This is a genomic window from Pseudomonas sp. LBUM1666 (assembly GCF_059695775.1).
Genome location: NZ_CP166789.1, coordinates 603,969 through 626,630, shown reverse-complemented (window position 1 = coordinate 626,630; position 22,662 = coordinate 603,969). Strand labels below are relative to the sequence as shown.

The 22,662-nt window shown below is 59.8% G+C and carries 23 protein-coding genes; 10 read left to right on the top strand and 13 right to left on the bottom strand.

Annotated elements, in window-relative coordinates:
- Window positions 1-20: 20 nt before the first annotated feature.
- On the bottom strand, window positions 21-968 hold the full coding sequence (locus ACA056_RS02735) for a DnaJ C-terminal domain-containing protein (protein WP_497270316.1): 948 nt from the start codon (window positions 966-968) through the stop codon (window positions 21-23).
- A gap of 297 nt (window positions 969-1,265) precedes the next feature.
- On the opposite strand from ACA056_RS02735, the gene ACA056_RS02730 reads away from it, so the two are divergent.
- On the top strand, window positions 1,266-2,540 hold the full coding sequence (locus ACA056_RS02730; RefSeq protein ID WP_497270314.1) for an Hsp70 family protein: 1,275 nt from the start codon (window positions 1,266-1,268) through the stop codon (window positions 2,538-2,540).
- Window positions 2,541-2,656: 116 nt separating this feature from the next.
- Here the strand turns inward: ACA056_RS02730 and ACA056_RS02725 are convergent, their stop codons facing one another.
- The 3 genes from ACA056_RS02725 to ACA056_RS02715 all read right to left on the bottom strand — a co-directional run bounded on the left by ACA056_RS02725 (window position 2,657) and on the right by ACA056_RS02715 (window position 5,071).
- Complete coding sequence (locus ACA056_RS02725; RefSeq protein WP_223433627.1) at window positions 2,657-3,670, bottom strand: AI-2E family transporter; 1,014 nt, start codon at window positions 3,668-3,670, stop codon at window positions 2,657-2,659.
- Between the two features lie 236 nt (window positions 3,671-3,906).
- Window positions 3,907-4,212 carry a PsiF family protein gene (locus tag ACA056_RS02720; RefSeq protein ID WP_497270312.1) on the bottom strand — a complete coding sequence of 102 codons (306 nt, stop codon included), beginning with the start codon at window positions 4,210-4,212 and terminating at the stop codon, window positions 3,907-3,909.
- A gap of 64 nt (window positions 4,213-4,276) precedes the next feature.
- Window positions 4,277-5,071: an AraC family transcriptional regulator gene (locus tag ACA056_RS02715; protein ID WP_497270310.1), complete on the bottom strand. Its 795-nt coding sequence runs from the start codon at window positions 5,069-5,071 to the stop codon at window positions 4,277-4,279.
- Between the two features lie 96 nt (window positions 5,072-5,167).
- Between ACA056_RS02715 and ACA056_RS02710 the strand changes: the two genes are divergently transcribed.
- On the top strand, window positions 5,168-6,055 hold the full coding sequence (locus tag ACA056_RS02710) for a DMT family transporter (RefSeq protein ID WP_497270308.1): 888 nt from the start codon (window positions 5,168-5,170) through the stop codon (window positions 6,053-6,055).
- Window positions 6,056-6,145: 90 nt separating this feature from the next.
- On the opposite strand, the gene ACA056_RS02705 is transcribed toward ACA056_RS02710, so the two are convergent.
- The 3 genes from ACA056_RS02705 to ACA056_RS02695 all read right to left on the bottom strand — a co-directional run bounded on the left by ACA056_RS02705 (window position 6,146) and on the right by ACA056_RS02695 (window position 8,090).
- A complete protein-coding gene (locus tag ACA056_RS02705; protein WP_497270306.1) occupies window positions 6,146-7,036 on the bottom strand; it encodes an alpha/beta fold hydrolase in 891 nt (296 codons plus the stop codon).
- A gap of 109 nt (window positions 7,037-7,145) precedes the next feature.
- Window positions 7,146-7,451: a DMT family transporter gene (locus ACA056_RS02700; protein ID WP_497270304.1), complete on the bottom strand. Its 306-nt coding sequence runs from the start codon at window positions 7,449-7,451 to the stop codon at window positions 7,146-7,148.
- Entirely contained in the window at window positions 7,452-8,090 is a 639-nt protein-coding gene (locus ACA056_RS02695; RefSeq protein WP_008157367.1) for an FMN-dependent NADH-azoreductase, read from the bottom strand.
- A 110-nt stretch (window positions 8,091-8,200) separates the two neighbouring features.
- Between ACA056_RS02695 and ACA056_RS02690 the strand changes: the two genes are divergently transcribed.
- Window positions 8,201-9,163, top strand: a complete 963-nt coding sequence (locus ACA056_RS02690) for a LysR substrate-binding domain-containing protein (protein WP_497270302.1) — start codon at window positions 8,201-8,203, stop codon at window positions 9,161-9,163.
- Window positions 9,164-9,303: 140 nt separating this feature from the next.
- Here the strand turns inward: ACA056_RS02690 and ACA056_RS02685 are convergent, their stop codons facing one another.
- Window positions 9,304-11,379, bottom strand: a complete 2,076-nt coding sequence (locus ACA056_RS02685; RefSeq protein WP_497270300.1) for an AsmA family protein — start codon at window positions 11,377-11,379, stop codon at window positions 9,304-9,306.
- Window positions 11,380-11,766: 387 nt separating this feature from the next.
- On the opposite strand from ACA056_RS02685, the gene ACA056_RS02680 reads away from it, so the two are divergent.
- The 7 genes from ACA056_RS02680 (at window position 11,767) to ACA056_RS02650 (ending at window position 17,129) form a co-directional block, all read left to right on the top strand.
- Entirely contained in the window at window positions 11,767-12,405 is a 639-nt protein-coding gene (locus ACA056_RS02680) for a WD40 repeat domain-containing protein (protein WP_497270298.1), read from the top strand.
- Window positions 12,406-12,561: 156 nt separating this feature from the next.
- A complete protein-coding gene (locus tag ACA056_RS02675; protein WP_033055580.1) occupies window positions 12,562-13,194 on the top strand; it encodes a TetR family transcriptional regulator in 633 nt (210 codons plus the stop codon).
- Window positions 13,195-13,401: 207 nt separating this feature from the next.
- Entirely contained in the window at window positions 13,402-13,902 is a 501-nt protein-coding gene (gene ureE / locus ACA056_RS02670; RefSeq protein WP_033055578.1) for an urease accessory protein UreE, read from the top strand.
- The gene (locus tag ACA056_RS02665) at window positions 13,899-14,573 is read left to right on the top strand and encodes an urease accessory protein UreF (RefSeq protein ID WP_497270295.1); all 675 of its coding nucleotides are present in this window, start codon (window positions 13,899-13,901) and stop codon (window positions 14,571-14,573) included. Before ureE ends, ACA056_RS02665 begins: the two co-directional genes overlap by 4 nt.
- 23 nt (window positions 14,574-14,596) lie before the next feature.
- Window positions 14,597-15,211: an urease accessory protein UreG gene (gene ureG, locus ACA056_RS02660; RefSeq protein ID WP_111449236.1), complete on the top strand. Its 615-nt coding sequence runs from the start codon at window positions 14,597-14,599 to the stop codon at window positions 15,209-15,211.
- A 35-nt stretch (window positions 15,212-15,246) separates the two neighbouring features.
- Window positions 15,247-15,819, top strand: coding sequence for a HupE/UreJ family protein (locus tag ACA056_RS02655; protein ID WP_497270293.1), 573 nt, complete (start codon window positions 15,247-15,249; stop codon window positions 15,817-15,819).
- Between the two features lie 176 nt (window positions 15,820-15,995).
- The gene (locus ACA056_RS02650) at window positions 15,996-17,129 is read left to right on the top strand and encodes an AGE family epimerase/isomerase (protein ID WP_497270291.1); all 1,134 of its coding nucleotides are present in this window, start codon (window positions 15,996-15,998) and stop codon (window positions 17,127-17,129) included.
- Window positions 17,130-17,237: 108 nt separating this feature from the next.
- Here the strand turns inward: ACA056_RS02650 and ACA056_RS02645 are convergent, their stop codons facing one another.
- The 5 genes from ACA056_RS02645 to ACA056_RS02625 all read right to left on the bottom strand — a co-directional run bounded on the left by ACA056_RS02645 (window position 17,238) and on the right by ACA056_RS02625 (window position 22,647).
- Entirely contained in the window at window positions 17,238-18,005 is a 768-nt protein-coding gene (locus ACA056_RS02645) for an SDR family oxidoreductase (RefSeq protein ID WP_056746308.1), read from the bottom strand.
- An 855-nt stretch (window positions 18,006-18,860) separates the two neighbouring features.
- Window positions 18,861-19,577 (bottom strand): ABC transporter ATP-binding protein, encoded by a 717-nt coding sequence (locus ACA056_RS02640; protein ID WP_149631975.1) that lies wholly within the window; start codon window positions 19,575-19,577, stop codon window positions 18,861-18,863.
- Window positions 19,574-20,449, bottom strand: a complete 876-nt coding sequence (locus ACA056_RS02635) for an ABC transporter ATP-binding protein (protein WP_347804593.1) — start codon at window positions 20,447-20,449, stop codon at window positions 19,574-19,576. The genes ACA056_RS02640 and ACA056_RS02635 overlap by 4 nt, the downstream gene beginning before the upstream one ends.
- Window positions 20,446-21,729 carry a high-affinity branched-chain amino acid ABC transporter permease LivM gene (gene livM / locus ACA056_RS02630; protein ID WP_497270288.1) on the bottom strand — a complete coding sequence of 428 codons (1,284 nt, stop codon included), beginning with the start codon at window positions 21,727-21,729 and terminating at the stop codon, window positions 20,446-20,448. Before livM ends, ACA056_RS02635 begins: the two co-directional genes overlap by 4 nt.
- Before the next feature lie 3 nt (window positions 21,730-21,732).
- The gene (locus ACA056_RS02625) at window positions 21,733-22,647 is read right to left on the bottom strand and encodes an ABC transporter permease subunit (protein ID WP_010464150.1); all 915 of its coding nucleotides are present in this window, start codon (window positions 22,645-22,647) and stop codon (window positions 21,733-21,735) included.
- Between the last annotated feature and the right edge of the window lie 15 nt (window positions 22,648-22,662).

The window sequence follows — 22,662 nt, the reverse complement described above, 5'->3', positions numbered from 1 at the left end:
GGGCTACTCCGTCTCTTGGATCAGAAGTTTTCTCTGGGATTGAAAGCCGCTTTTTTCGCCAGTTCCTGCCACAACGCCTTGACCTCGTCGTCCGAGGCTTTAGGCATGACGGCCTTGAGTTGTACAAACAGATAACCGCGATGACCGGCCTTGTTCATCAAACCGTGGCCCTTGGCGCGCATGCGCTGGCCATTCTGACTGCCGGCCGGAACCTTGAGGTTGATCTTGCCTGTCAGTGTAGGCACTGCCACTTCGGCGCCCAAGGCCAATTCCCACGGAGCCAGCGGCAAGGTAATGATCAGGTTCTCGCCTTCGACGTCGAACTTGGGGTGCGGCGCGAAGCGAATGATCAAGAACAAGTCGCCATTGGCCCCGCCACCAGTGCCCGGTGCACCCTGGCCCTTGAGGCGGATGCGCTCGCCGTCGGCCACGCCGGCCGGGATCTTCACGTTCAGGCTTTTGCTGGTGTTGCTGACATGCTGGCCGGCAGCGTTGTACTGCGGCACCTGGAAGGTGACCTTCTTCGATTCGTTCGAAAGGGTTTCTTCCAGAAAAATCCCGAGTTCCATTTCCACGTCTTGCCCTCGACGTCCGGCGCTACGGCCCGACTGTCCACCACCAAAACCAGGGCCACGGTTGCCGAAAATCGAACTGAAGAAGTCCGAAAAATCGCCCGTGTCCTGACCACCGCCAAAACCGCCTGCGCCACGACCCTGCCAACCCGGCGGGCCCTGGAACGGTTGGCCGTGCTGGCCGTATTTGCGCAAGTCGTCGTATTCGGCGCGCTTGTCGGCGCTTTTCAACGCTTCATAGGCTTCCGAGGCATCTTTGAATTTGGACTCGGCGTCCTTTTCCTTGCTGACGTCCGGGTGATATTTACGCGCCAGCTTGCGATAGGCGGCCTTGATCGTCTTATCGTCCGCCGTCGGTTCCACACCGAGAATCTTGTAATAGTCTTTGAAGTCCATCTAAGGATCACCATCCGTTATCGATATCGCGCCACCACCGGCAGCATGCGCTTATTGGCAGCCGCGAGGTTGACCGATCTCAAGGTTGTGACCGGGTAGCGCATCAGAAGTTTATCGGCAGCGGAGGGCGGTTCTTGCGACCGCCCGATGGCTGCCAGGCCCAATGCAGACAAGTTTGGGGCATCTGCCCGTCTTATCAAGGCGCTAATCGCTGAGATTTAGCGGATAGTCGGCCTTCGAATCTGCGCCGCACTGACATACACTGCGCGGCCGTTTTTTAACCGGAACTCGAAAGACATGAAAAACGCATCTCCAGCCCGTGCCTGTGGTATCGACTTCGGCACGTCCAACTCCACCGTCGGCTGGCTGCGCCCCGGCATGGAAACGCTGATCGCGCTGGAGGACGACAAGATCACCCTGCCTTCGGTGGTCTTCTTCAATATGGAAGAACGCCGCCCGGTTTACGGCCGCCTCGCGCTGCACGAGTACCTGGAAGGCTATGAAGGCCGGTTGATGCGCTCGCTCAAGAGCCTGCTGGGCTCCAAGCTGATCAAGCACGACACCAGCGTCCTCGGCACGGCAATGCCGTTCAAGGACCTGCTCGGGTTGTTTATCGGCCAGCTGAAGAAGCGCGCCGAAACCGCCGCCGGTCGCGAGTTCGAGGAAGTGGTACTGGGTCGTCCGGTGTTCTTCGTCGATGACGATGAAATGGCCGACCAGGAAGCCGAAAACACTCTGGTGGACGTGGCCCGCGCCATCGGTTTCAAAGATGTTTCGTTCCAGTACGAACCGATTGCGGCGGCCTTCGACTATGAATCGACCATTGAAAAAGAAGAGCTGGTCCTGATCGTCGACATCGGCGGTGGTACGTCAGACTTCTCGCTGGTGCGCCTGTCCCCTGAACGCCGTACCCACGACAACCGTCACGATGACATCCTCGCCACCGGCGGCGTGCACATCGGCGGGACCGATTTCGACAAGCAGCTGAGCCTGCAAGGCCTGATGCCGCTGTTCGGCTATGGCAGCCGGATGAAGAGCGGCGCCTACATGCCGACCAGCCACCACATGAACCTGGCGACCTGGCACACCATCAACTCGGTGTATTCGCAAAAGTCGACCCTGGCGCTGGGCAGCATGCGTTACGACATCGAAGACACCGGCGGCATCGATCGCCTGTTCAAGCTGATCGACCAGCGCGCCGGCCACTGGCTGGCCATGGAAGTGGAAGAAACCAAGATCCAGCTGACCCACGCCGACAGCCGCCATGTGCCGCTGGACCGCATCGAACCGGGTTTGAGCGTGGAGTTGAGCCGGGCACTGTTCGAATCGGCCATCGACAACCTGCTGGAGCGCGTGCGCAACAGCGTGACCCAGCTACTGAACGACGCCAACGTGCGGGTCGATCAGGTGGATACGGTGTTTTTCACAGGGGGTTCGAGCGGAATTCCGGCACTGCGTAACAGCGTCTCGGCGATGTTGCCGAACGCGCGGCATGTGGAAGGGAACATCTTCGGCAGTATCGGCAGTGGCTTGGCGATTGAAGCGATGAAGCGCTACGGCAACATGGACTGATCCTAAACCGAGGCGCCCCCATCGCGAGCAAGCTCGCTCCCACATTGGAATGCGTTCCCCTGTGGGAGCGAGCCTGCTCGCGAAGGGGCCAGATCAGGCAATACATCTCTACCTGATCAAACCATCCCCACCTGCTTCAACTCACTCTTCAGGTACGCGTAATAAATCGGTCCCGCCACCACCCCCGGCAGGCCGAACGCGGCCTCGAACACCAGCATCGCCAGCAGCAACTCCCACGACTTGGCACTGATCTGCCCGCCAACGATGCGCGCGTTGAGAAAGTATTCGAGCTTGTGGATAACAATCAGGTAACCCAGCGCGGCCACGGCCACCCAGATCGACAGCGACAGACCGACGATGGTGATCAGGGTGTTCGACATCAGGTTGCCGATCACCGGCAACAAGCCGAGCAGAAAGGTCAGCACGATCAGGGTTTTGGTCAGTGGCAGCTTGATCCCGAACATCGGCAGGACCACCGCCAGGAAAATCCCGGTGAAGAAGGTGTTGAGCAGGGAAATCTTGATCTGGGCGAACACGATGTTGCGAAACGCCTGGACCAGCAGGTGCAAGCGGTCGAACAGCGCGGCGGCCAAGGGCTTGCGCTTGGTCACGTCCGGCACGCGCTGCAAGGCAATGATCGCCCCCAGCACCATGCCGATCAGCAGCGTCACAAACATGTGCGCCGCGTCCTTGCCCACCAGCTGCAAGTCGCTGAGGTGTTTGCTCACCCACTCGCCAATCGCCACGCGGAACTCGGCGGCGCTGGCGGGCAGATAGGCGTCGATGAACGGCGGCAGTTGCCCGCGCGCCCGATCAACCACAACCATGAATTTGTCGAGAGAAGCGCCGGGGTTTTCCGCTTCATGCAGCAGAAAGCTGAAGGCACCGGCAAAGATCAGCGTCAACACACTGACCACTAGCGTTCCCAACAACGCCACCGCCAGCCAGCGCGCACGCCGACCTTCGATCAGGCGCTGCAATTGCGGGGTGAGCATGTTGACCAGTTCGAATACCAGCAGCCCGGCCAGCAGACTGGGCAGTAATCGCAGCGGGATCACCAGCAACAAACCGCCGAAAATGATGACCCAACTGATTGACAACAAGACTTGGCGTTGAGAAAACGTTGGCATACAGCCTCAAAACGAACGGCGTAAAAGGATTGGCAGTCTGCCAGCGTTCCGATGCCAGCACTAGGAATTGTGTAGGTCGACCTTAGTGGGGGCGCTGGCGACTTTTTTCAGTGCCCTTCCCGCCCCCTTCGCGAGCAGGCTCGCTCCCACATTTGCCCTGCGTACACAGATCCATTGTGGGAGCGAGCCTGCTCGCGAAGAGGTTCTCACAGCCCCCACATATCCCGCTCCAATGTTTATTTTTTCTTCAGGCAATCGCTCATGAAGGCTTTGCGCGCATCGCCCTTGAGTGCCTGAGTGGCAGCATCGGCGTTGCAGGTTTTCATTTTCTCTTGCTGAGGCGTCAGGGGTTTAGCGGCATCGGCGGCGGGTGCAGCTTTGAGGCAATTGCTCATGAAGGCTTTGCGTTCGTCTCCCTTGAGGGTTTTCGCGGTAGCGTCAGCATTGCAGGTGGTCATCTTGTTCTGTTGCTCGGTGGCGGCGAAACCCTGGGCGCAGAGCAGCAAACCGATCATCAACAAAGGGACACGCAATATCTTCATGGAGTTTTCTCCTTGTTGCCGCACCGATGAGCACGGCCTCGCTCTGGAGTGTAGACAACACCTGTTACACCTTCCTGGCCTCAAGGTGACTGCGTCGATACTGTTCCGGCGTGCACTCCGCCTGGCGTTGAAACATCGCGATAAACGCTGAACCGGTGCTGTAGCCCATGTCGAACGCGATCTCCTGAATGCTGCGATGGCTATCCAGCGCTTCGATCGCCGCCAGAAACCGCAACCGCTGCCGCCACTCACCAAAACTCATGCCCAACTCACGCACGAACCGCCGCGCCAGGGTGCGTTCGCTGACATGGATCTGCGCGGCCCATTCCGCCAAGGGCCGGTTATCACCGGGCTCGGCCTGCAAGGCTTCGAGTATCCCGAGCAATCCCGAACTACTGGCGTAGGGCAAATAACACTCGTGGATAGGCGCCTGTTGCAGCTGATCTACCAACACCTGAGCCAGACGTTTGTCAGCGTCGTGCTCGGGAATCTTCACATCGCGGGCGGCAAAGTCTTTGAGGATCGCTTTGAGGATGTCGCTGATGGCCAGGGTGCAGGCCTGTTGCGGCAGTTCCTGGCACATCAGCGGCGCCAGGCAGACCGCGCGATAGTTGATTGGCTGATGACTATAGAAGCTGTGCTCGGTCTGCGGCGGCACCCACACCGCATATTGCGGCGGCGACATGAAGCGGCTGCCACCGATTTCCATGTGCAATACGCCGTGGGCCGAATACTCCAGCGTGCCCCATGGATGACGGTGCGCCGAGGCATAACGATGCGCATCAAAGTCGGCATAACGGAAGTACACCGGGGCAGGCAGTTCGCTGAAGTCGAGCAGATCGATGTGTTTACTGTTCATGCTGTCCGTCATCAGTGGCAGGTTGTCTGGATAGAAGTATAGGCTTGTATCCAGACAGGCGATAATCACCCCTCATTAACGTTCTGGTTTTTATCGATGCAATACGCTTATCCCCTGCTGGCCATTTTCATTTGGGCCGGCAACACCGTGATCACCAAAATGTCGGCCGGGGCGATCTTCCCCGCCGAGATCGGCTTTTACCGCTGGCTGCTTGCCGGACTGCTGTTCACCCCCTTCATGCTCAAACCGGTGATCGCCCATTGGCCAGCGATCCGCCCGAACCTGGGCAAGATCTTTGTGCTCGGCGTGCTCGGCATGGCTGTTTACCAAAGCCTGGCGTACTTCGCAGCGAGCCTGACCTCGGCCACCAACATGGGCATCATCCTGTCGCTGATGCCACTGATGTCGCTGGCCATGGCGATCATTAGCCTCGGCCAGCGCCTGACCATCGGCGCACTGGCCGGTGCGGTGCTGTCGCTCGCAGGGGTTTTGGTGGTCGTCTCCTCCGGCAGCCTTGGCGCGCTGCTCGAACACGGGGTGAACCTGGGTGACGCGATGATGCTGATCGCCACCCTGGCCTACGCGATCTACAGCACGCTGCTGAAAAAATGGCAGCTGCGTTTGCCGCCGCTGGTGTTGCTGTACTTGCAGGTATGGGTGGCGGTGGTGGTGCTGTTTCCGTTGTTCCTCGCTTCACCGAAGATCGGCCCGACGCTGCAGAACATTCCGCTGGTGCTTTACGCCTGCCTGCTGGCCTCGATGATTGCGCCGCTGGCGTGGATGCAGGCAGTGATCCGCCTGGGGCCGAGCAGGACCACATTGTTTTTCAATCTGCTGCCGTTGATTACTGCGCTGATTGCGGCGGTGGTGCTGCATGAACAGTTGGCGATGTATCACCTGATCGGCGGGGTGTTGACGCTGGGTGGGGTGATTTTGTCGGAGCGTTGGACCACGGTGTTGGGCCGTAAGGTCAGGGTTGCCTGATCTGACGCTATCGCGAGCAAGCTCGCTCCCACAGGGGAATGCATTACAAAATGTGGGAGCGAGCTTGCTCGCGATGAACGATAACGCGGTCTAAAGCCCTGCAGCTTTCAACCGCGCAGCATGCTCGACAAACAACCGGACCGGCTCCGCGCCCTTCCCCACCAACCCCAACGACTGATTGACGATATCGAAGTGATCCATCGGATACTCATCGCCGATCACCGTCCCCAAATGCGAGCTGTAACGCCCGACCATCCCGTCGCAATGCCCGACCTCGCGAACGAAGGTCCTGGCAAACAACCGGCAACTGCGGTTGGTCCCATCAAACAGGTTTCGCCCGCGATCGGTCTTGCCCGGCTGCAAGGTCCCGGACCAGGAGTAATACCGCACGCCGTTGACCTCTTCCGGCCCATGCCCGCCCCAGGTTTCAGGCAGGCCCTGTGGATAACGCTGATTGAACAGCGCCACGCCTTCCGTCGTCAGAGAATGATGGGAGGCATGGATATCCACCGGCAATTTCGGTCCGCGATAACCGGTTTCCAGCAGGCTCATCAGCGCACTGATCCAGCGCAGCAAAACGCTAAGCAAACGCCCCTTGGCGCTGTCTCCCGGGTAGTGTTTGTGCAGGTAATCCGCCAGCTCCGAACCGTGATTGGGTCCGGCCACCGACGTCACCGACGCCACCCGATCCGGGCGCTTGGCAGCGGCGTAACGGGCGGTGAGAGAGCCCTGGCTATGGCCGATCAGGTTGACCTTCTCGGCCCCGGTTTCCCGCAGAATCGCCTCGATTCGCGCCAGCAACTGCTCGCCACGTACCTCGTTTGAATTGAGCGGAGAAACCTGCACCGCAATCACCGTCGCCCCACCCCGGCGCAGCGCCGAGATGATTCCGTACCAATACGGATAAAGCAGCAGACGGATAAACCCGAGCATTCCCGGGACCAGCACCAACGGGTAACGCGTGGCGGAACCTTGCGACATGGGCGAACTTCCTTGTGATCGGTGAGGTGACGCAAGGCTGAATGCAAGACATCAGCCAAGCATCGGCATCGAAGATGACAACTCGACGACCAGTCTATGACATCCCGCCCTACTTCAGCCCCACCACCCCCGCCACGATCAATCCGACCGACACCAGTTTGACCACCGTCAGGCTTTCACCGAGCAACGCAAACCCGAGAAATACCGTGCCCAGGGAGCCGATGGCGGTCCAGATCGGGTAAGCGATGCTCACCGGCAACTCGCGCATGGCCAGGGTCAGGAAGTAAATCCCGCCCACCGCGGCCACCACGGTGATCATCGACGGCCAGAGCCGGGTGAAGCCTTCGGCGTACTTCATGCCCATGGCGAAGGTGACTTCGAAGCCGGCGGCGATCAGCAAAAACAACCAGGCCATCTAGAACTCCCTGGCCAGCGCCCGCAAACGCTGCTCGGCCTCAGCGGCGGAGATCTGGAAGGTGCGCGCCTCGGATTCTTCGCCTTCTGCGGCCACGACCGTGATGTCGGTGATGCCGATGAACCCCAACGCCGTTCGCAACAATGGGTCGGCATGGTTCATCGCCTCAAGTTCTCCACCGGGCCCGAAACCGAACCCGCCGCGACTGGTGACGATCAATGCCTTCTTGCCCTGCACCAGCGGCTCGTATTGGGCAACGCCATTGTCTAAGGTGTGATTGAAGGTCAGCCCCAGTCGCACAATCTGATCGATCCAGGCCTTGAGGCCGCTGGGCACGCTGAAGTTGTGCATCGGCGTGGAAATCACCAATAAATCGTGACCGAGTAACTCGCCCACCAGTTCATCGCTGAACGCCAGGTCGGCCTGCATCGACAGCGGTCGCGCATCGGGTTCGGGGTAAAACGCGGCGGCCACAAAAGCCTCGTTGACCGGCGGAATCAACGCCCGACCGACTTCGCGACGGGTCAGGTGCGACTGCGGATTGGCCGCCTGCCAGGCTGAAAGAAACACCTCGGCCAAGCGCCGGGAGTGGGAACGGTCGCCACGGGGGCTGGCATGTACGGCAAGAATTGTGCTCATCTGAATCTCCTGAAGGACTAAACTCAAACTGCTTGTGGCTTGCAGCTTGAAGCGCGTAGCCCCCCCTCTTCAAATGAGCAAAAATCAGTCTGGATGAATTGATTTCATCCATGGAGCTTTCAATGTTTGCCTCGCTGCCGCTGACCGCCCTGCGCGCCTTTGAATCCGCCTCGCGCCTGCTGAGCTTCAAGGCAGCCGCCGAAGAACTCTCGGTGACGCCGACGGCGGTTTCCCATCAGATCCGCTCGCTGGAGACCTGGCTCGGTGTGCCGTTATTCGAGCGATTGCCACGGCAAGTTCGCCTGACGGACTGCGGTGAACGGTTGTTCCACAGCTTGCACGGCGCCTTGCTGGAAGTGGCGCAAAGTGTCGATACCTTGCGCCCGCAACGCAGCGGCGCCAGCCTGACGATCTCCACCACCGCCGCTTTCGCTGCGTTATGGCTGGTGCCCCGACTGGGACGGTTCTACGCCCGGCACCCGAGCATCAGCCTGCGGCTCGATACCCATTGCGAAGTCATCGATTTGCATCAGGACGCCAGCGTCGATCTGGTGCTGCGCTATAGCCTCGATGATTACCCGAACCTTTATGGCCTGTGTCTGTTCGACGAATCCTTCGGCGTCTATGGCTCGCCGGATCAAGTCGCCCTGGCCGCCAGCCGAGCACCGACGCTGATCAGCGTGCGCTGGCATAACTCCAAACTGTACGCCCACGGCTGGGAGGCCTGGTGCGCACAATCCGGCGAGAACTGGCTTGCGGGACAGCCAGCGGTTCGCGAATACGACGAAGAACATTACGCCCTGCAAGCGGCGATTGCCGGGCAAGGCCTGGTGCTGGCGAGCAATATTCTGGTGTCCGAGAGCGTGGCCAGTGGTTTGCTGGTGGCTTACAAGGGTGAGGTTCAGGTCGATGGTGCCGGTTACGCTGCACTGTGCGTGCCGGGGCGCGAACGGCATCCGCCCGTCCGGGCGTTTTTTGCGTGGTTGCAGGAAGAAGCAGCGTTATCAGGGCTATTGCCAAGATCGCGGCCTTCGGGAGATCGAGATGAAGAACGTAGAGAACGGCGCGGATGACATGGCGGACATTCTGAAAGATTTGTAATGCCTGTTAATCGCCATCGCGGGCAAGCCATGCTCCTACAGATTTCGTGTCGGGCTCGAGACCTGTAGGAGCATGGCTTGCCCGCGATGGCGTCATGACAGACGCCAACGAATTACTTGGTGGGTTTGACGGTCACGGGCGCCTTGCCGGCCTTCATCTGCTCCAGCAACGGCGCGCACTGATTCGGTTCGCCACCGCTCGGCGCCACCAGCGCCAGCAACCCCGCCGCCGGCGCCGCAATCACACCCAACGCCACCATCCCCGCCCCACGCAGTATCAGCGGCACAGCCTTCACACCGGCATCAGGTTTGATGAATTTGCCCCGCACGTACAGCGGCGAACGCAGCGAAATCAACCGCCAGCCCTTGGATTCCGGGGTGATGGTCAGGTCCAGTTGCTCAGTCGCCATGTTGGCGGTGCCATCGATGTAGATGATCGCGTTTTCGGTATCGAAGACGAACAGGCGCGTAGTCGCCAGTCCGGTCTTGATGTCGAAGTCGGCGGCAGCGCAGTTGATCTTCACTTCCTTGTCGCCAAAGATCTTGCCCACCACATAGTTGCCGACGTTAAGCCCGGCCAGCTCCATGAGTTCGCGGCTGATGGCGCCGTCATTGATCAGCATTTTCAAGTTGCCATTGGCGGTGCCCAGCAGTTTGGCCACCGAGTTGCCACGACCAGTGATGTCGGCATCGCCATTCAGTTCGCCGAAACTGGTTTTCATCGGCTCAAAGGTCGGGAACAACTGCTTGAGTTTGAACTTGCGTGCGGTGAGTTTGGCCCGGCCTTCCAACGGTTCGGTTCGGCCATTGAGGCGAATCTGAGCATCCAGGTTGCCGCCGGCCACGCCGAAGCGCAGGGGTTCAAGGCTGAGCACGCCGTCAGTGAGTATCAGGTGGGTGTAGAGATCGTTGAACGGCAGTTTTTCGCTGTGGACGATGCGCTTGCCAGTGAACTCGACGTCAGCGTCCATATCGCGCCAGCGCTCGGTTTTGAACTCTTCGACCGGCAATACCTTGTCCGCCGGCTGCTTGCTTTCGCCGCCACGGGCCTTTTGTTTGGCGTTGGAATCGGCACCGATCAGCGGAGCCAGGTCGGCAAACAGCAGTTGATTGGATAGTAGTGAGCCGCTCAACTTCGGACGCGGCTGGCTGGCGACATAGGTCAGGCTGCCATGGATGTCGCTCTGACCAATCTTGCCGTTGAATTCTTCGTAACGGAACACTGCACCGTCCGCTTCATGCAGCTTGGCGATCAAGTGCCCGTCAGTCTCGTACGGCGGTGTATCCGGCAGGGTTACGCCGGTCAGCGGGTAGAGATTGCCCAGGCTGGTGCCCGCCAGTTTCAGGCGCAAGTCCAGAGCACCGAGGTTCAGTGGATCGGTGAGGGTGCCGGCCAGTTCGACACTGGTGTCGGCGATTTTCACTTTTGCTTGAAGCGGGAACGGTCTGGCCGCGTCCTGCAACGCCAGCAGGCCGCCGATCTTGCCTTCGCCCGCGAGTTTCTGGCCGTGGTAGTGGCCTTTGACCTTCAGCGCGAACGCGTAATCCTGCGGCGCGGCACCCTTTTCCGACGCGGTTTTCGCGGCTTTGTCACCGACGATGTCACTGAAAGGAATCGGTTTGCCCAGTGGGTCGATGATCAATTCGAGCTGAGTCTTCAGGCTCTGGTCGTCGAGGGTGACGTGGCCCTTGTCGAAGCCGATCGCGCCGATATCCACCACCCAGTTTGAAGGCTCGGCGTTCGGGTCTTTCGGATCGAATTTGAAGGTCCAGTTTGCACGGCCGTCGGCCAGGCGCTGAAGGTCGGCATTCGGTTCGGTGAGGTCGATGCGCGGGATCACCACGCGCTGAGCCAACAAGGCCAGGGGCGAGAGGCGCAACTCGACGCGTTTGAGGGTGACCATCTGCGGCTTCTTCGACCAGTCCGGGTTGCCCAGGCTCAAGTCCTCCGCCACAACATGCGGCCACGGCACCCACGCGCGCCAGCCGCCCACATCGGGTTCGCGCTGCCAGACCACCCCGAGGTTGCCGTTGATGGCGAACGGGCGGTGCAGCTCTTCGGAAACTTTGGCGTTAAGCGGTGGTTTGATCCGGTTCCAATCGAAGAACGCGATGATCAGAACCAATACGGCCAGCAGGACAACAAGGCTGGCGAGGGTCCAAGTAAAAATTTTACGAGTGCGCGTCATTGCACAGGGCTCCTGATACGACTGAGCGCCCTGACTGCGACGCACGTTTGAAACGTTAGGCCAGAACCGGCCTGCCATGGAATCTAGGACTGGGAAATGACGCGCAGGTTTAACCGAAATGCCGCTTAACGTTCAAATAATCGGTCGGCGACAGGATGCGCCCTCAAATCAGCGTTACCGGCCCCGCACTTTTGCAAGGCGCAAGTGAGTCGAAAATACCCACTCCAGTGCAAAAACGTCCGCCGGAAACGCCCGATTTAGAGCGGTTTCACGGAACAATCAATTCCGTTGATTATTACCATTGCGTTTATGAACTTTTATATCGACTTATCGAGAGTAGCATTGCCCTCGTACCCACTTTATCGCCCTCCTACGGAGCACCCAATCATGAAACGCCAATTACTGCTTAGCCTTACCCTCTCGATGCTGGCCAGCACTGCTTTCGCCCTGCCAGCTGCTGACCAGGCGACCCCACAAGTTAAATCCACCCACTCGGTGTTCAGCCAAACCGTCGCCGAAGGTGGCAATGATCGCCTGAAAGAAAAAGGCCTGATCACCCAGGATGGTTCGGACCGTACTCCACAAGGTCAAACCCTGGCTGCTGACGGTTCCGACCGCACTCCACAAGGTCAAACCCTGGCTGCTGACGGTTCCGACCGCACTCCACAGGGTCAAACCCTGGCTGCTGACGGTTCCGATCGCACCCCACAAGGTCAAACCCTGGCTGCTGACGGTTCCGATCGCACTCCACAAGGTCAAACCCTGGCTGCTGACGGTTCCGATCGCACTCCACAAGGTCAAACCCTGGCTGCTGACGGTTCCGATCGCACTCCACAAGGTCAAACCCTGGCTGCTGATGGTTCCGATCGCACTCCACAAGGTCAAACCCTGGCTGCTGATGGTTCCGATCGCACTCCACAAGGTCAAACCCTGGCTGCTGATGGTTCCGATCGCACTCCACAAGGTCAAACCCTGGCTGAAGGTGGTGGTGACCGCGTCATCGAACGCAACAGCGCTTTGAGCTGAGCCCATGGCGGCCCTGAAAAAAAGCCCAATCTCCGGATTGGGCTTTTGACGTTATAGAGACCTCACTTCCCCGCTTGATCCCCCGATAGTCGTTCGACGCCGGCAAAGCCGATTTGCTAGAGTGCGCCGCTGTCTTATCCAGAAAACACCCTTGCGATGCTGCCCCGCGCCGAACAGAAACAACAGACCCGCAACGCCCTGATGGACGCTGCCCGCCACTTGATGGAGTGCGGCCGAGGATTCGGCAGCCTGAGCCTGCGCGAAGTCGCCAGAACCGCCGGGATCGTGCCCACCGGTTTCTACCGGCATTTCGCCGACATGGATGAACTGGGCCTGGTGCTGGTGAGTGAAGTCGGTCAGACCTTCCGTGAAACCATTCGCCTGGTGCGCCACAACGAGTTCGTCATGGGCGGCATCATTGACGCCTCGGTGCGGATCTTTCTCGACGTGGTCACGGCCAATCGCTCGCAGTTCCTGTTTCTGGCCCGCGAGCAGTACGGCGGCTCGCTGCCAGTGCGCCAGGCCATTGGCCGCTTGCGCGAAGACATCAGCTCGGACCTGGCGGCCGACTTGTCCTTGATGCCGAAGCTGCAACACCTGGACATCGCCGGCCTGAGCGTCATGGCTGATCTGATTGTTAAAAGCGTGTTCGCGACCTTGCCGGACATCATTGATCCGCCGGCGCAGGCATTGCCCGAGCATCTGACGCCGCAGGCGAAAATCACTCAGCAGTTGCGCTTTATCTTTATCGGCCTCAAACACTGGCAGGGACTCGGCAGCACCGAATAACCCTGTGGGAGCGAGCTTGCTCGCTCCCACAATAAACCAGTCAAAGCATCAATTTGGTGCCACCGAAAAACCCTCGCACCATTCCAGTTCAAAATTCTGCAGCATCCCAGAACACCCACCAAGTTACGACAGGCATTTCCTACGTATCACCCGATTGGCAAGCCCCTTGCTCTAGCCTAAGCATTGTCCATTGCTGGAAGCCTTCCGATGCTGGTGATTCATCGCAGAATCGACCCTCAACCCGTCTGGGCCGCCGAGTTGCACCTGACCTTCGAAGCCCGGAGCAAAAGCCGTTTGCGCTGTTTCAGTGCCGAGGGTGAAGACGTCGGGTTGTTTTTGGAGCGCGGTCAGCCACCGCTGTACGACGGCGAGTGCCTGCAAGCCGAAGACGGACGCATCGTCCGCGTCTGCGCCCGGGCCGAACAATTGCTGCACGTCACTTGCGCCAATGCTTTCGAACTGACTCGCGCGGCCTATCACCTCGGCAACCGCCACGTCGCCCTGCAAGTTGGCGATGGCTGGTTGCGCCTGCTCGACGATTACGTGCTCAAGGCCATGCTCGAACAGCTTGATGCCAAGGTCGAGAACATCGAAGCGCCGTTCCAGCCGGAACACGGTGCCTACGGCGGCGGCCACCACCATTCGCGTCACGGCGATGAAGACTTCAACTACCCGCCGAAACTGCACCAGTTTGGCGTGCGGCTATGAACCCAGCCTGGGCGCTGTTGCGCCTGGCCAGTCCGCAACTGCCGATTGGCGGCTACAGCTATTCCCAAGGTCTGGAAATGGCTGTGGATAACGGCCGCGTCAACGACTCCAATAGCGCCCGGCGCTGGATCAGTGATCAGTTGCTGCTGAACCTGGCGCGTTTCGAAGCCCCGTTGCTGCTCGCCCATTGTGTGGCCGCCTTTGATGAAAACTGGGGTGAATTACTGCAACGCTGCGAAGAGCATCGCGCCAGTCGGGAAACCCGCGAGCTGCATCAGGAAAGTCGACAGATGGGTTATTCGTTGCAGCAATTGCTCAACGGTTTGCCTGAGCTGGATGCATCGGCCCGCGCCTTTCTTGAACAACGTCCCGAGCCGCATCTGGCCCTCGGCTGGGCACTGGCCGCTCGCGCCTGGAATATCAGCCCGCAGGACGCGCTGGCGGCGTGGCTCTGGAGTTGGCTGGAAAACCAACTGGCGGTGCTGATGAAAACCCTGCCGCTGGGCCAGCAAGCTGCGCAGCGCCTGACCAGCCAATTGCTGCCGCTGCTGCAAGAGGCCCAGCAGAACGCCACCCGAATCAACCCCGAACACTATGGCAGCGCCGCTTTCGGCCTGTCCCTGGCGTGCATGGCTCATGAGCGCCAGTACAGCCGTCTGTTCCGTTCCTAGGGCCTGTTATTTTGGAGAATCACATGAACACACAACCTCTGCGCGTCGGCATCGGCGGCCCGGTCGGTTCCGGCAAAACCGCTTTGACTTTGGCCCTGTGCCTGGCGCTGCGCGACCGCTACAACCTGGCGGTGGTCACCAACGACATCTACACCCGCGAAGACGCCGACTTTCTGGTGCGCAACGAAGCATTGGCGCCGGAGCGGATCATCGGCGTGGAAACCGGCGGATGCCCGCACACGGCGATTCGCGAGGACGCTTCGATCAACCTCGAAGCCGTGGATCAATTGAACCGCCGCTTCCCGGGGCTGGACCTGATCCTTGTGGAATCCGGTGGCGACAACCTGTCCGCCACCTTCAGCCCAGAGCTGTCCGACCTGACTATTTACGTGATCGACGTCTCCGCCGGCGACAAGCTGCCGCGCAAGGGCGGGCCGGGGATCTGCAAATCGGATCTGCTGGTGATCAACAAAGTCGACCTCGCGCCATTGGTGGGGGCATCGCTGGAACTGATGGACAGCGACACCAAGCGCATGCGCAACGGCAAGCCATTCGTTTTCAGCAACCAGAAAACCGGTCTGGGCCTTGAAGAGATCATCGCCTTTATCGAACGCCAGGGCCTGCTGACAGCGGCGTGAACACGATCAACTTTTATCAACAAGGAAGCTTATCCATGACACTTAAACGCATTCTGGGCGCCATGGCCCTGCTGCTGACCCCGGCCATCGCCTTCGCCCACCCGGGGCATGGCGACAACGGTTTGATCGCCGGCATCAGCCACCCTGTCGGTGGCCTCGATCACTTGTTGGCAATGGTTGCGGTCGGTTTGTGGGCGGCGCAGCAGAAAGGCGCGGCGCGTTGGGCGCTGCCGTGCACGTTCGTCGGCTTCATGCTGATCGGCGGGTTGCTGGGGTTTGAAGGGCTGAACCTGCCGGCGCTGGAGAGCGGGATTGCGGCGTCGGTGCTGGCGCTGGGTCTGGCGGTGGCTTTGGCCGTGCGTCCGCCGTTGAGCCTCGCCGTTGCGGCAACCGCTTTGTTTGCGCTGTTCCACGGGGTGGCGCACGGGCTGGAGTTGCCGCAGATGTCGAGTCCCTCGGCGTATGCGGCGGGTTTTGTAGCGGCGACGGCTGCGTTGCATGGATTGGGTTACGCCGTAGTGCGGGTCTTGCCGCAAGCGGCGGCGCCGTTGGTTCGACTGGCGGGTGCAGCATCGGCGGCGACAGGCGTGTGGTTGTTGGCGGGCTGAGATCTTTATCGCCAGTGATGGCCTCTTCGCGAGCAAGCTCGGCTCCCACAGTGGAATGCGTACTCCTGTGGGAGCCGAGCTTGCTCGCGATAGCGGTCTGACAGACACCGCATCTCTCCGGCCGACCTCTCTGCTAACATGTCGCGCAATCAACCCTGCCGTGACGACGCCAGCCAATGCCGCCTGTTTCCCGCTCCGCCTCCCAGCCTGAACTGACCGCTCTGTTTGCCTCGGTGCAACAGCACTTCCAGGACGTGATCGTGCCGCTCTGGCAAGGTCCCGGCTGGAATGCCGACATGGCGCTGCCCTATGAGGCGCTGGACGCCGAGCACCAACCGCTGCCGCCCCAACGCTACCGGGCCATGGCCTGCGCGCGGCAGCTCTACCTGTTTTCCAGCCTGATCGGCCAGGTTCCGGCCGCCGAAGAGCGCGCCGCAACGTTGTTCCGTTCCTTGCAGCAGCATTTCCATGATGCCGAGCATGGCGGCTGGTTCTATAGCGTCGACCCGCACGGTGCTCCGCTGGATCAGCGCAAAGACCTCTACACCCACGCTTTCATCCTGTTCGCCTGCGCCCATTACTGGGACAAAGTCCGCGAGCCGCGGGTGGAGTCGGTGCTCAACGCCGCACTGGAAGTGGTCGCACAGCGCTTTTCCACGGGCGACGGCCTGTACGAAGCCAGCCTCGACCGTGACTGGTCCTCACTCAAATCCGGTCCCCTGCAAAATCCCCTGATGCACTTGGCCGAAGCCTTCCTCGCCACGCTGTCGGTACGCGAAGACGTCGCCGTGCAAGACGCGCTCGTCGAGTTATGCACAGCGATGCAGAAGCGTTTTATCGACCCGCAACACGGAGTGTTGATGGAAAAACCGCTGGGAGCTGTGGATAACTGGTTTGAACCGGGGCACCAGTTCGAGTGGTATTTCCTGCTGGAATCGTCTTCATTGCTGCGCGGTTCGACACTCCACGCCTCTCTGGAACGCGCCTTTGCGTTCACCGAACAACTGGGTGTCGATCAACAGACCGGCGCCGTGCGTGCCATGTTTGACCTGGAACCGAACGGCCCACCTCGGGACGCTACGCAGCGAATCTGGGCTCAGGCTGAATACCTGCGTGCCCTTACCTTGCGGCCAGACAGCGAGGCTGCGGTAATGCATCAGTTGCAAGCATTGCAGCAGAACTCCCTGCATGCGGGTGGCTGGTATGAGTGTCGTGATGAGAACGGGGATGTGACCCGTCGGGACATGCCGTCGACCACGCCTTATCACTTGGCAACCTGCTATCGCGGACTGGCCGAATATCTTCGCTGACTGAAAGATTGCCTTCGCGACGGTGCGGCGATCCGACAGACTCGCTCCCACAAAGATCACACTGACCTTGTGGGAGCGAGCCTGCTCGCGAATTGCCGTTACGCGGTCTTAAGCCTTGGCATTACGCTCAATCGCAAACCCACTCCACGTCTGGCTCACCGGCATCAGCTCCAGGCTGTTGATGTTGATGTGCGCCGGGGCATTGAGCACCCAGAAAATGGTGTCGGCGATGTCTTGCGGCTGGATCGGCTCGGCACCGGCGTAAGTCGCGTTGTAACGCTCCTGGTCACCGGCGAAACGCACCAGTGAGAACTCGCTTTCGCACAGGCCCGGCTCGATATTGCTCACCCGCACGCCTGTACCTTGCAGGTCGCAACGCAGGTTCAGGGAGAACTGTTTGACGAACGCCTTGCTCGCGCCATACACATGGCTGCCCGGGTACGGGTAGTTGCCGGCGATGGAACCGAGGTTGACGATGCCGGCGCCGCGACCGTGAGCGATCAGGCGGGGCAACAACAGACGAGTGCTGTACATCAGGCCTTTGATGTTGGTGTCGACCATGGTGTCCCAATCATCAAGGTCGCACTTCGGCGCCGGGTCAACGCCCAGCGCCAGGCCGGCGTTGTTGATCAGCCCACGCAGTTTGGCGAAGGACGGTGGCAGGTTGGCAATCGCCTCCTCCATGGCTTTGCGATCACGCACGTCGAGCACCAGGCCATGGACCTCGGTCTGCTTCGACAACTCGGCGCACAGCGCATTGAGGCGCTCTTCACGACGGCCGGTCAGCACCAGTTTCCAGCCGGCTTCGGCAAAACGACGGGCGCAGGCTTCACCAAAACCGGAGGTCGCGCCGGTAATAAACAGGGTGTTGGACATCGTGTTCTCCTTGCTTCGGCTGATGGGCAGCCACTGGAATAGAAAATCAGCAGCCAGCATGCCCGGCCTTGCCCACAGCGGCAACTACCGCAAAAGCTGTACAAAAAACGATCAAACCTTGCCACGCCTTACCTGCCGTGGCTTTCAGCCATGTGCGCGCACCTTATCCACAGGCCGGTCCACAGTTTCCGGGGGCAAGTGGAAAAGCTGTAAGCCGCTGTGCACAAGGCTTTGCGGGCAAATTGGAAATTTTTTTGCTTGACCCTGGAACGCAGGGTGTGTAGCCCATGGCATTTTGCACGATTGACCGGTCATACCGACGATGGCGCCAAGCCAGTAACTACGGCCTTCAGCCGAGTCTTTCCAGAGTTTAACCACAGACTTATCCACAGGCAGCTCCACTCCATTTCGCCCTGCTTTCGTCACCAACAAAAAGGTTGACAAATCCCGCTCGCGGTACCGCAAAAACGCCTGATCAAAAAACAACCACAACTCTGCAAGCCACGGTTTAAAAGGCCTTCAGCCAGCTACTCCCACGTTATTCACAGCCAGCTCCACAGCAAACGGGGACAAGTCAAAACCGTGACAAAACAACTAATTGCAGCGGCTTTATGTCGCGCTTTGAGAGCTTGTGAATATTGTTTTCCACAATTTCAAAAAAGCGTACCGCCGACACCTGTGGGAGCGAGCTTGCTCGCGATAGCGTCGGGTCAGTCAATTCAATTCTGACTGTGCCGCCGCCATCGTCGGAACGCCGCCCGGAGCAAGCTCGCTCCCACAGGGGACTGGCGGTGTTTTGAAGCTGTAAAAAAGCCCCGGCGATTGCTCGTCGGGGCTTGTTGTTGCAGTGCAGACTCAGTGCCCGCCGAGATAGGCGTTACGCACTTCCTCGTTAACCAGCAGCTCCTTGCCGGTGCCCGTGAGGCGGATCTCGCCGTTGACCATCACGTACGCCCGGTCCGACAGTTTGAGGGCGTGGTTGGCGTTCTGCTCCACCAGGAAGATGGTCATGCCGGTTTTGGCCAGTTCCCGCAGGGTCGCGAAGATCTGTTTCACCACAATCGGCGCCAGACCCAGGCTCGGCTCGTCAAGCAACAGCAGTTTCGGCCGGCTCATCAGCGCACGTGCGATGGCGAGCATTTGCTGCTCGCCGCCGGACATGGTCATCGCCCGCTGGGTGCGCCGCTCTTCGAGTCGCGGGAACAACTCGAACATGCGTTGCATGTCTTCCTTGGCGTACTTGTCACCGATCGGAATGGTGCCCATCAGCAGGTTTTCCTCGACGGTCATGTCGGGGAACACCCGCCGCCCTTCCGGCGACTGAGCGATGCCGTTGGAGGCGATGTAGTGGGACGACTTGTGAGTGATATCCACACCCTGATAGATGATCTGCCCGTCCGCCGCCCGCGGCTGACCGAAAATCGACATCAGCAGGGTCGATTTGCCGGCGCCGTTGGAGCCGATCAAGCTGACGGTTTCACCTTCATTGATGTGCAGCGAGACTTTCTTCAGGGCCTGGATCGGCCCGTAAAACACATCCAGCTCCTTGAGTTCGAGGATGGGTTGGCTCATAGCACCACTTCCTCTTCATCGGCGCCCAGGTAGGCCGCAATCACTTTCGGATCGTTACGAATCGCATCAGGTCCGCCCTCGGCGATGACGATGCCGTGGTCCAGCACCACGATGTGGTCGGAAATGCTCATTACCATGCCCATGTCGTGTTCGATCAGCACCACGGTCAGATCGTGCTCGTCGCGCAGCAGCCGGATCATCGCGCTCAGCGCTTCGGTTTCCTGAGGGTTGAGGCCGGCGGCCGGTTCGTCGAGGCAGATGATCTGCGGCCGGGTGCACATGGCCCGGGCGATTTCCAGACGGCGTTGCTGACCGTAGGACAGTTCACCGGCCAGACGGTTGGCGCAGTCCACCAGGTCCACGACTTCCAGCCAGTAGAAGGCATGGTCCAACGCATCGCTTTCAGCCTTGCGGTAGCCCTTGGTGTTGAGGATACCGGCCAACATGTTGCGATTGACCCACATGTGCTGGGCCACCAGCAGGTTTTCCAGCACCGACATTTCCTTGAACAGGCGAATGTTCTGGAAAGTGCGCGCCAGGCCTGCCCGGTTCACCAGGTGGGTGCCGCCGAACATCTTGTAGCGGAGCCGGGTGATGAAGCTTTTCGGCGAAACGAAATCGGTGGCTTTGAACGATTCGCCCAGCAGCTGGATGACATCGGTGCGCTCGCCACGGGTATTGAGTTCGATCTTGCCGCCGGAGGCCTTGTAGAACCCGGTCAGGCAGTTGAACACGGTGGTCTTGCCGGCGCCGTTGGGGCCGATCAGGGCGAAGATCGAGTTGCGATGCACCTTGAGGCTGACATCGCTCAACGCCTTGATGCCGCCGAAGTGCATCATCAGCTTCTCGACCGAGAGTACGACTTCGCTCATGGCGCTACTCCTTTACGCGGGGTCACACCGGTACGGCTGATCCGAATCAGGCCGCGCGGTCGCCAGATCATCATCAACACCATCAGCACGCCGAACAGCAGCACGCGATATTCCGCAAAGCCGCGTAGCAGCTCCGGCGCAACGGTCAGCACGAAGGCTGCAATCACCACGCCGATGGTCGAGCCCATCCCGCCGAGCACCACGATGGCGAGGATCAGGGCCGATTCGAAGAAGGTGAACGAGGTCGGGTTGACGAAGCCTTGATAAGTGGCGAAGAACACCCCGGCCAGACCGGCCGTCGATGCACCGATGGTGAACGCCGAGAGCTTGACCAATACGTGGTTCAGGCCCATGGAGCGGCAAGCGATTTCGTCTTCGCGCAAGGCTTCCCAGGCGCGACCGACCGGCATGCGGGTCAAGCGGTGCTTGATGTACAGCACGGCCAGCACCACCAGGAACAACACGGCATAGATGAAGTAGTACTTCACATCCGAGTTATAGGCGATCCCGAAGAACTCATGGAAAGGTATTCCACCCTCCTTCGCTCGTTTGCCGAACTCCAGGCCAAAGAATGTAGGCAGCGGAGCGGCCATGCCATTCGGGCCACCGGTCAGGGACAGCCAGTTGTTTAGGATCAGGCGAATGATTTCACCGAAGCCCAGGGTCACGATCGCCAGGTAGTCACCGTGCAGGCGCAACACCGGGAACCCGAGTATGCAACCGGCAAGGCCCGCGGTGATCGCCGCCAGCGGCAACACCGTCCAGAAACCCAGCCCCAGGTATTGATAACCGAGCGCCAGGCCGTAGGCACCGATGGCGTAGAACGCCACATAACCCAGGTCGAGCAGGCCGGCCAGGCCGACCACGATGTTCAGGCCCAGGCCCAGCAGCACGTAGATCAGGCCGAGGATGACCACACCCAGCAGATAGGAGTTGGAGAAAAACGGGAACACCACGGCGATGACGATCACCAGCGGGATGATCCAGCGCAAGCGGGTCTTGTAATCGGGTGGCAGAACATGAACCCCGGAACCGGTGCTTTCAAAGCCTTCGAGGATTTTCAGGCCCTTGGGGGTTTGCAGGAACAGGCTCAGGGCAAAACGGCCAGCCATGACGATGGCGACAATCCACGCCACCCGGGTCGATTCCAGGTTGAAGCCGTAGCCGTCGAGGACCACGCCGACAATCGGGCCGAACACAATCAGGGCGACAAGGCCGGCAAGAATCGCGTCAACCAGGCTTCTTTTGAGATCAATGGTTTTTTTAGTGGTTGAAGACATCGCTTACACCTTCGACACAAGAGGACGGCCGAGCAGGCCTTGGGGCCGAAAGACCAGAACGAGAACGAGCAGCGAGAAGCTGAAAACGTCTTTGTAGTCCGAGTTGACCAAACCTGAGAACAGCGACTCGGAGATCCCGAGAATGATCCCGCCAAGCATCGCACCAGGCAGCGAGCCGATGCCGCCGAGTACCGCTGCGGTGAACGCCTTGATGCCGATGATGAAGCCGGCATAGAAGTCGAACGTGCCGTAGTTCATGGTGATCAGCACGCCGGCCAGGGCCGCCATCGCGGCACCGATGATGAACACGTAGGAAATCACGCGGTCGGTGTTGATCCCCAGGATCGAGGCCATCTTGCGGTCTTGCTGGGTGGCGCGGCACATGCGGCCGAGCTTGGTGTACTTGATGATGTAGGTCAGCAGGGCCATTCCGGCGAATGCGGCAATCAGGATAAACACCTTGGTGTAGGTCAACTGCACGAAGCCGGTGCCGATCTCGACGCGCCAGGCTCCCGTCAACAAGGTCGGAACGCCCTGCTGTTTGGCGCCTTGGGCGATCTGGGCATAGTTTTGCAGGATCAGCGAAATCCCGATGGCGCTGATCAGCGGTGCCAGTCGAGTGGAGTTGCGCAGGGGCTTGTAGGCGACGCGCTCGATGACCCAGCCATACACCGCCGTGACCACGATGGTGAAGATCAAGGTGCCGAGCATCAGCAGCGGGAAGGATTCAATACCGAAGTATGCCAGCAGAGCCAGACTGATTGCCGCGAGGTAAGCGGAAATCATGTAAACCTCGCCGTGGGCGAAGTTGATCATGCCGATGATGCCATAGACCATTGTGTAGCCGATGGCGATCAGGCCATAGACCGACCCGAGGGTCAGGCCGTTGACCAGTTGCTGCAGGAAAATACCATCCATAACGCAATCTCACGC

Bases quoted from the DNA above. Each gene is read 5' to 3' on its own strand.
- ACA056_RS02730 (WP_497270314.1), top strand. From the start codon at position 1,266: ATGAAAAACGCATCTCCAGCCCGTGCCTGTGGTATCGACTTCGGCACG.
- ACA056_RS02640 (WP_149631975.1), bottom strand. From the start codon at position 19,577: ATGAGCCAACCCATCCTCGAACTCAAGGAGCTGGATGTGTTTTACGGG.
- ACA056_RS02680 (WP_497270298.1), top strand. From the start codon at position 11,767: ATGAAACGCCAATTACTGCTTAGCCTTACCCTCTCGATGCTGGCCAGC.
- ACA056_RS02665 (WP_497270295.1), top strand. From the start codon at position 13,899: ATGAACCCAGCCTGGGCGCTGTTGCGCCTGGCCAGTCCGCAACTGCCG.
- ACA056_RS02700 (WP_497270304.1), bottom strand. From the start codon at position 7,451: ATGGCCTGGTTGTTTTTGCTGATCGCCGCCGGCTTCGAAGTCACCTTC.
- ACA056_RS02735 (WP_497270316.1), bottom strand. From the start codon at position 968: ATGGACTTCAAAGACTATTACAAGATTCTCGGTGTGGAACCGACGGCG.
- ACA056_RS02685 (WP_497270300.1), bottom strand. From the start codon at position 11,379: ATGACGCGCACTCGTAAAATTTTTACTTGGACCCTCGCCAGCCTTGTT.
- ACA056_RS02690 (WP_497270302.1), top strand. From the start codon at position 8,201: ATGGAGCTTTCAATGTTTGCCTCGCTGCCGCTGACCGCCCTGCGCGCC.
- ACA056_RS02650 (WP_497270291.1), top strand. From the start codon at position 15,996: ATGCCGCCTGTTTCCCGCTCCGCCTCCCAGCCTGAACTGACCGCTCTG.
- ureG (WP_111449236.1), top strand. From the start codon at position 14,597: ATGAACACACAACCTCTGCGCGTCGGCATCGGCGGCCCGGTCGGTTCC.
- ACA056_RS02720 (WP_497270312.1), bottom strand. From the start codon at position 4,212: ATGAAGATATTGCGTGTCCCTTTGTTGATGATCGGTTTGCTGCTCTGC.
- livM (WP_497270288.1), bottom strand. From the start codon at position 21,729: ATGTCTTCAACCACTAAAAAAACCATTGATCTCAAAAGAAGCCTGGTT.
- ACA056_RS02675 (WP_033055580.1), top strand. From the start codon at position 12,562: ATGCTGCCCCGCGCCGAACAGAAACAACAGACCCGCAACGCCCTGATG.
- ACA056_RS02705 (WP_497270306.1), bottom strand. From the start codon at position 7,036: ATGTCGCAAGGTTCCGCCACGCGTTACCCGTTGGTGCTGGTCCCGGGA.
- ACA056_RS02695 (WP_008157367.1), bottom strand. From the start codon at position 8,090: ATGAGCACAATTCTTGCCGTACATGCCAGCCCCCGTGGCGACCGTTCC.
- ACA056_RS02725 (WP_223433627.1), bottom strand. From the start codon at position 3,670: ATGCCAACGTTTTCTCAACGCCAAGTCTTGTTGTCAATCAGTTGGGTC.
- ACA056_RS02645 (WP_056746308.1), bottom strand. From the start codon at position 18,005: ATGTCCAACACCCTGTTTATTACCGGCGCGACCTCCGGTTTTGGTGAA.
- ureE (WP_033055578.1), top strand. From the start codon at position 13,402: ATGCTGGTGATTCATCGCAGAATCGACCCTCAACCCGTCTGGGCCGCC.
- ACA056_RS02655 (WP_497270293.1), top strand. From the start codon at position 15,247: ATGACACTTAAACGCATTCTGGGCGCCATGGCCCTGCTGCTGACCCCG.
- ACA056_RS02710 (WP_497270308.1), top strand. From the start codon at position 5,168: ATGCAATACGCTTATCCCCTGCTGGCCATTTTCATTTGGGCCGGCAAC.
- ACA056_RS02715 (WP_497270310.1), bottom strand. From the start codon at position 5,071: ATGAACAGTAAACACATCGATCTGCTCGACTTCAGCGAACTGCCTGCC.
- ACA056_RS02635 (WP_347804593.1), bottom strand. From the start codon at position 20,449: ATGAGCGAAGTCGTACTCTCGGTCGAGAAGCTGATGATGCACTTCGGC.
- ACA056_RS02625 (WP_010464150.1), bottom strand. From the start codon at position 22,647: ATGGATGGTATTTTCCTGCAGCAACTGGTCAACGGCCTGACCCTCGGG.